The organism is Acinetobacter sp. UBA2581, from assembly GCF_002339435.1.
Classification (GTDB): domain Bacteria; phylum Pseudomonadota; class Gammaproteobacteria; order Pseudomonadales; family Moraxellaceae; genus Acinetobacter; species Acinetobacter variabilis.
This window is the reverse complement of sequence record NZ_DDLD01000087.1, coordinates 1-5467: the sequence shown is the minus strand read 5'-3', so window position 1 is coordinate 5467 and position 5467 is coordinate 1. Positions and strand designations below refer to the sequence as shown.

Here is a 5467-nt window from a genome sequence, read left to right as displayed (position 1 = left end):
CCGTCAATGCGTAAGTCCTAAATAATAAAGATGAAGAAACAATGAAGAGTTTTTTAAGTCTGTGTTCGCTACAATAATGAATATAGAGAAGAAAAACTGAGATTTTTTACTTTGAAGATTCGCCGTATTCCGATTGCATTGCGTCTGTTTTTGACTGTTTTATTGACCACCCTGGTAATTACCACGGTGAGTCTGGGCGTATTGCATCTGAATATGCAGCGCAACTTTACTCGCTATGTCGCAGATGTAGAAATGCAGAAGCTGGATCATGTGATCGAGAATCTGGCTGATGTCTATACGGTATATGAAGACTGGGGTAACGCCATTCAGGCGCAGATTTTGCAAATTGAAGGTGAAGCTGCACCGGATGATTATGACCGTTTATCGCGCTGGTGGTTGCGCCGTCAGTATGATATTGCCTTACAGCAGCGTTATTTTCAGGAGCAGACCTTAGCCACTGTAGCCCCTTCAAGTATGGTTGAACCAAATCTAACACCGCGCTCAGTCAATGAAGAAGAATTGCGTATTCTAGCGTCTAACTTGCCATCACAATTCCAGCCTTTTGAAGGTTTAAGATTTCCACTTAGCTCCAATCAGAACCTGTTTAGAACTGACCGTAAAGACAATAATGGCGGTCAACCGCCAGTTCAGCAGCCTACTGGCAAGAAGCAGTTCATCCAGATGCCAGACCGTCTGGGTCTGAGTTCACGCCTGTCACTCTATGACGCCAAACGTCGTTTTGTAGTAGGCGAAGCATCAGATGAGCAGATTTCCTATCGTCCGATTATGGTTGAAAATCAGGTGGTCGGTTATTTGGGTTTGAAACCGGTTTTAGACCAAGATGATGCTTTAAGTATTAATTTCTTTAGTAATCAGAAACGTTACCTATTTTTAGTTTATGGTTTAAGTATTCTAGCCAGTCTGATTGCTGCATTATTGCTGGCAACTTATTTTAAAAAACCGATTCAGCGTTTGTTGAACGGAACACGTGAATTGACTCGCGGTAATTATCAGCATCAGGTAAAAGTAAAACGTAATGATGAGCTGGGTGATCTGTCTAATGAACTGAATCAACTGGCAGTGATTCTGGATCAGCATGAAACTTCACGCCGTCAGTGGGTGGCCGATACTTCACATGAGCTGAAAACTCCTCTGGCAGTCTTGCAGGCACAGATTGAAGCGATGCAGGATGGAATCCGTAAACCGACACCAGAGCATTTTGCATCGATGTTGGCACAGGTAACCAGCCTGAAAAAACTGACACAGGATCTGGCAGCTCTAGCACAAGCGGATGCCCAGCAATTACAGTTCTATTATGCAACCGTTAATCCGTGGGATGTGGTGCAGCAGGAATTAATGAACTTTCAGCCTAAATTTGAACAGGCTGACCTGAAAGTGACTGTTGAAGGTGACGGTGCTGAAGTTGATCTGGATCTGGACCGTTTCAAGCAGATCGTAGCCAACCTGCTCAGCAACAGTATTCGTTATACAGAAGCCGGTGGCCAGGTACATATTCATACTGAACAGAATGAGAAAGAATGGACCTTATATGTCGATGACAGTCCATTCGGTCTGACTGATGAGCAGCTGACTCGCATTGGTGAACGTTTCTATCGTGTCGATGATTCGCGTACTCGTGCCACCGGTGGGACAGGCTTAGGTCTGGCCTTATCTTGTAAAATTACTCAGGCTATGGGTGGTAGCTTAAGCTTTGCACATTCACCATTAGGTGGTTTACGATGCAAACTAAGTTTTCCTAAGAAATTGAAACCATAAAGGAAAATATATTCATGAAACATATCATGCTGGTTGAAGACGAAGTCGAACTTGCCCTGTTGGTGCGAGATTATCTAGAGGCTGCTGGTTTTGAAGTCAGCGTGTTTCATGATGGGCAAGAAGCATATAATAGTTTTACCCAGCGTAAACCGAGCCTGATGATCTTGGACTTGATGGTGCCGCGTATGGATGGTCTGACCATTTGCCGTAAAGTGCGTGAACAGTCAGACTTGCCGATCATTATGGTGACTGCGCGTACCGAAGAAATTGACCGTGTACTGGGCCTGAATATGGGCGCGGATGACTATATCTGTAAGCCATTTAGTCCAAAAGAACTGGTTGCCCGTGTACAGGCCGTATTACGCCGTTTAGACCGTAAAGCTGAGCCGGAAAGCAATGATTTATTCCGTATGGATAAATCACAACAGCGTATCTGGTATCAGCAAAAAGCCTTGAACTTGACCCCGACTGAATTCCGTTTGCTAGAGCTGTTCCTGGAGCATGTCGGCCAAGTGTATTCACGAGCACAATTACTAGATCATATCAATCCGGACAGTTTTGACGTGGCAGACCGTGTGATTGATAGTCATATCAAAAACCTGCGTCGTAAAATTTCAGATGCGGCAGAAACCGGAAACCGTCATGAGTGGATTCAGGCTGTTTATGGTGTAGGGTATCGTTTTGAATATCCTGAGGACTAATATTCGAATTAATTAGAGAAAAGCGGATAGACTTATTGGTTTGTTCGCTTTTTTTTGTTTCTGCAAATGATCAATATAAGAGAGTCAAAATAATGAAAATTATCATTCGGGATGAACGGCTAGAAGATATTCCAGCCATTGCTGAATTGACCCGAGCGGCTTTTCAAAATGCTGACCATTCAAGTCATACTGAACAATTTATTGTCAATGCTTTACGTAAGCATGGGCAGTTAACGATTTCTCTAGTTGCACTTGAACATAACCAGCTGGTAGGCCATGTGGCTATTTCACCTGTTAGTATCTCTTCAGGTGAAACTGGCTGGTACGGTCTTGGCCCAATTTCGGTATTACCTGCAAAGCAAGAACAGGGAATCGGCACTTTACTTCTGCAAGCAGCTTTAGATCGCTTGCAAAATTTGGGTGCTGAAGGATGTGTAGTGCTCGGTGATTCTCAATATTATGGTCGTTTCGGGTTTAAGGCCTTTTCAGAACTTTACCTCAAGGATGTTCCACCAGAATATTTTCAAGTCATTGCATTTAATGGATCTATTCCACATGGAGAAGTGGTCTACCATGAGGCGTTTAATGCAACGCAATAATTCATCAAAAAAGAGCCGTTTCTATTTATGAAGGTATGGAGTTTTAAAATATAAATACCTTTTTACTAGCATCTATTATGAAATCAATTATTTATATTTCTTTTTATCTTAGTAGATATAAAAAAATAAAAGTTTAATAATTAATAACTTAAATTTATGTATTAGTTGATTAGTTGGATACCCGCTACAATTCGGTTTTTTATTCATCATGAGAGCGTGTCTTGGAGAGTGAAACACCGCAACTACAGCGTCGTTTGAAGAATCGTCATATCCAGCTGATCGCTATGGGCGGGGCCATTGGAACCGGATTATTCTTGGGGTCCGCACAGATTATTCAGTCCGCAGGACCTTCCATTATTCTGGGCTATTTGATTGGTGGTTTGATTGCATTCCTGATTATGCGCCAGTTAGGCGAGATGATTGTGCATGAGCCTGTGACTGGTTCATTCAGTTATTTTGCATTTAAATACTGGGGTAAATTTCCAGGCTTTTTAACCGGCTGGAATTACTGGATTTTATATATTCTGGTCGCAATGACAGAGCTGACCGCCATTGGCAAATATATCAATTACTGGTGGCCACATATTCCAGCCTGGGTATCTGTACTCATTTTCTTTTTGGCGGTAACCCTTGCCAATCTGGCCAATGTCAAAATTTATGGTGAGTCTGAATTCTGGCTATCGATGATTAAAGTCTTTGCTATCATTGTAATGATTATCTTTGGCATATATTTACTCCTCACTGCTGATGCAACTTCAACCGCTTCGATCAGCAATTTATGGATTCATGGTGGATTTTTTCCGAATGGCTTTGATGGGCTGTTTTATATGCTCGCCTTTATGATGTTTGCTTTTGGCGGCATTGAGCTGATTAGTATGGCAGCGGCAGAAACCGAAAATCCTGACAAGAACATTCCACGTGCCGTGAATCAAACTGTGATTCGGGTATTTTTATTTTATATCTGTTCGCTTGCCGTATTACTTTCACTTGTACCATGGAATCAGCTGAATTTAGGCGATTTAGATCATAGTCCATTTGTAATGATTTTCAGCCAGATGGGGATTGAATGGGCTGCACATTTACTGAATTTTATTATTTTAACTGCCTCACTTTCAGTCTGTAATAGTGGCATGTATGCCAATAGCCGTATGTTGATGGGGCTGGCTCAACAAGGGAATGCACCACAATTATTTAAGAGCGTAAATAAACATGGTGTGCCTGTGGCTGCGGTATTGTTCTCAGCATTTTTGATCTTTGGCTGTGTGATCCTGAATTACTTTGTGCCTGAAAAAGCGTTGAGTTACCTGATTTATATTGTAGTAGCAGCTGCGGTATTGAACTGGATGATGATCAGTTTGATTCATTTGAAATTTAGACAAACCATCAAACGAAAGGGGATTCAAACCAGATTCCCAGCGATCTTTGCGCCGTTTAGTAACTATTTTGTTTTAGCTTTTATGCTGATGATTTTATACATCATGTGGACGCAAGGCTTTATGTTGTCAGTGTTGATGTTGCCGGTGTGGATTGCGGTGTTGTTTGGCGTGTTTAAGTTTCTGAATAAAAGGAATGCTTAGGCCTAAAATCTCCAATCAGAAGAAGCCCGACCAGAAATGATAGGGCTTTTTTTCATATTGTCGCAATATCTAAAGCTTCTAGATGAGTTAAGGTTTATTTTGATCTTAGTGGCAGAATATACTGAATACAGTCTTTAAGGTCATTTCCCAATAAAGGAAAGATGGTCCAAGCATGAAGCAGTTGCTGTTTATGAAAACCTGTTTTTTCTAATACTTGTCTTGACGCTAAATGTTCAGTAGCGCAAAAGGTTTCAATTTTCGTCAGTTTTTGGCTTTGTTTTAGAAATTGGATTACCGAAGTCATCGCTTCACACATAAAACCTTGTCCCTGATAAGGAGTTCCAAGTCCGAAGAGAATTTCTCCAATGTCATGCCTTTGTATAAAGATCAAAATACCCGTAGGTTGCTGAGTTAAATGATCTGCAATAATTCACATAAACTCAGGGTCTGAGTCTTCCCACTTTTGTTCCGCCCAGTTTTCTAAAGTTTGTCGAGTTTGAGTTTGATTCCGATGTGGATGTCTTTGCAAATATTTTGATGCTGCTAGATCGCTAAAATAGTTTTGAAATAAATTGATTTCATCACCACAGTGGTAGGAGCAAAGAATTAAACGCTTTGTCTTTAATGTTATTGGTTTGATCTTAGTCATCGGTGGTATCTGCACTTATTTTTCTAATGTTCGTAATAATTCAATTCGTACTTTTTCTGCTTTCTTTAATTTCGATATTACTAATTCATAAGAATTCTGTACTAGATCCTTAACCAGAGATTCATCCAGTTCATTATCTTCATACAGAGGTGGATCAGGAAATTT

At 41.0% G+C, this 5467-nt stretch carries 5 protein-coding genes; 4 read left to right on the top strand and 1 reads right to left on the bottom strand.

Features of this window, described 5'->3' with window-relative positions; all coding sequences use genetic code 11:
- The first annotated feature begins 111 nt into the window (after positions 1 to 111).
- The 4 genes from baeS to B3Q46_RS11330 all read left to right on the top strand — a co-directional run bounded on the left by baeS (position 112) and on the right by B3Q46_RS11330 (position 4653).
- Positions 112 to 1776 carry a sensor histidine kinase efflux regulator BaeS gene (gene baeS, locus B3Q46_RS11345; RefSeq protein WP_261635013.1) on the top strand — a complete coding sequence of 555 codons (1665 nt, stop codon included), beginning with the start codon at positions 112 to 114 and terminating at the stop codon, positions 1774 to 1776.
- Positions 1777 to 1790: 14 nt separating this feature from the next.
- A complete protein-coding gene (locus B3Q46_RS11340; RefSeq protein ID WP_034704234.1) occupies positions 1791 to 2477 on the top strand; it encodes a response regulator in 687 nt (228 codons plus the stop codon).
- Positions 2478 to 2569: 92 nt separating this feature from the next.
- A complete protein-coding gene (locus B3Q46_RS11335; RefSeq protein WP_261635012.1) occupies positions 2570 to 3076 on the top strand; it encodes a GNAT family N-acetyltransferase in 507 nt (168 codons plus the stop codon).
- 221 nt (positions 3077 to 3297) lie between these two features.
- Positions 3298 to 4653 carry an amino acid permease gene (locus B3Q46_RS11330; RefSeq protein ID WP_005232055.1) on the top strand — a complete coding sequence of 452 codons (1356 nt, stop codon included), beginning with the start codon at positions 3298 to 3300 and terminating at the stop codon, positions 4651 to 4653.
- A 94-nt stretch (positions 4654 to 4747) separates the two neighbouring features.
- Here the strand turns inward: B3Q46_RS11330 and B3Q46_RS16445 are convergent, their stop codons facing one another.
- Entirely contained in the window at positions 4748 to 5044 is a 297-nt protein-coding gene (locus tag B3Q46_RS16445) for a GNAT family N-acetyltransferase (protein WP_164071332.1), read from the bottom strand.
- Positions 5045 to 5467: the final 423 nt, after the last annotated feature.